The sequence below is a fragment of the Micromonospora sp. NPDC049891 genome (assembly GCF_040660295.1).
In the GTDB taxonomy this organism is placed as follows: domain Bacteria; phylum Actinomycetota; class Actinomycetes; order Mycobacteriales; family Micromonosporaceae; genus Micromonospora.
In genome coordinates, this window is record NZ_JBFAML010000069.1 from 1 (window position 1) to 1880 (window position 1880).

The window sequence follows — 1880 nt, forward strand, 5'->3', positions numbered from 1 at the left end:
GGTCGCCCTCGTGGTGGCCGCCCTGGGCCGCGCCGTAGAGCACGCCCTGGGCCCCCGCCGCTGACCGACCCCCCTTTCCCTCCGTTGATCATGAGTTGGTGGTGCCCCCATCACCCTGGCGGTTTGCGATTGATCCAGTCCGCGCCGCAAATAGCCGATAACCTGCCGCTCACGGCGGGTCAGCGCCTGACCGGAAAAATGGCATGCCGGGCCGGGATTGGTCAGGGCATCGCTCAGCAGCGTAAACAGGTATTGCTGATCGTCATTGCGGTACAACACCCGGCTTGCACGCCTGGCGACAAAGGTCTGCCTTTCTTTAATGGTGACGACGTGTGCCCTTGAATAGGCAGCCCAGCATCGGGCGCGCCGGATCTGCGAGGTCAACACGATGTCAGGCCGCTCATCGCTGCCTGGCGGCAGGAAATGCGCGACTTTGTTATACTGCTGCGCATATTTCGCAATGCTTAACCGCAAGCCGGCGGCAAAATAGCGGTTTTCGTCATCAATCACAATATTGATTGGTTTCATTGTCCGAGCCTCCTGTAGGCCTATTTCCCCTTGTTTGCCAAACGAGAAACCATTCCTGACAAACAGCCCAGTAGATTCTATATCCACCGTTATTCGTTTTACGCAACCTTCCACTGAAAATACTTCCATCGGAAGGACAAAGAGTAATAGCACCTAATGAAACGTATCACTGATAATCGTATTCCTAACGGGGTAATACATTCATAACGCCCGCGAAAATTAAAAATACGGCCTGGCCATTTAGTCACTGTCATATGATTTCCACTATCGCTACCACAGACATAGAAAACTGACCAGTATGCGAGGTATTGTTATTTCTTAGCTCACCGTCAATATAGATTTCTCTATTGCCACCAGGCACTTTTACATAATTCTCGCCCACGCCTGCGATCAGGTCTCTAAATTTCAGGCTGGCGGTCATCCGTCCGTCCTGGCTTAACGGCATATTGGTGACATTGGAATTAAACTTAACGCGTAAGTAAGCCTCGCTGGCACAATTTACCTTGATGGTCCCCGTAGCCTGCCGGGCCGTCACGTCGCTGCTGAATGTGCCAAAGTCAACGATGGCGTTAGTGTCAAGAATATCGCAGCTGTTCGTCTTGGGTATCTCAGGGGAGCAGCCGAAAGGGCCACCCCAATTACCGTTAATTGCCACACCGAAGCAGAGTTTAAGAGGCCAGTTGCCAATCTGATTTATATCTCTGGTCGAGTTCGTTCCATTGCGCCCTAAATACCTGACTAACGGCGCGAGCTCCCCCATGGTTTTGGCCGTGCTCGTGCTGGTCTTGCAATCCGCCGTGTTGCAGCTGCTGTTGGCCTCAGCCAACGCCACAGAGGCACGTGGTGAGTTCGATAAGGTCATCACCACAGATAACATGCAGTTTCTTTGCCCATAACATGGGTTGGGTTCCTGCGACTCCGGTAAAATACGGAGAAACGTAAAAGAGAGAAAAGCAGAGGATCCACTAACAGGCTCTATACGAGGAATTGCCTCAAAATTAGCGGAGCTGGCCGCATTCATGCCGCCGAAAAATACGATTAGCAATAATAAAAAAATCTTTTTCATCTGGTTACCCTGCCGGAAAAATAGCTTATCCGACCATCGCCAATGGCGAAAATATTCCGCCGGTTAAGTGCCGTCGGTGCGCCTCTTTCCACCGCGTTTATAACGCGGCGGCTTTAATTGCTGCCGCAGCCCGGCACCGGAGCAGTGCAGCTTCGGTGCCGGGCTAACGCGTTACTCATATATGGCGGTCATGGTTGCCGACGCGTTGAAACTCGCCGCAGGTAAACCCGAGTTCGGCTTGCCGATCGGCACGGCGTAAAACTTAGGCGGGTTATTCTGATCGGCA

Annotated in this window: 2 protein-coding genes; both read right to left on the reverse strand. The window is 52.6% G+C overall.

Annotated elements, in window-relative coordinates; all coding sequences use genetic code 11:
- Window positions 1-681: hypothetical protein (locus AB0I71_RS32445; protein ID WP_357591173.1), on the reverse strand; the 681-nt coding region annotated here is incomplete at its 3' end.
- A 97-nt stretch (window positions 682-778) separates the two neighbouring features.
- Entirely contained in the window at window positions 779-1594 is an 816-nt protein-coding gene (locus tag AB0I71_RS32450) for a hypothetical protein (RefSeq protein ID WP_145957805.1), read from the reverse strand.
- Window positions 1595-1880 lie beyond the last annotated feature (286 nt).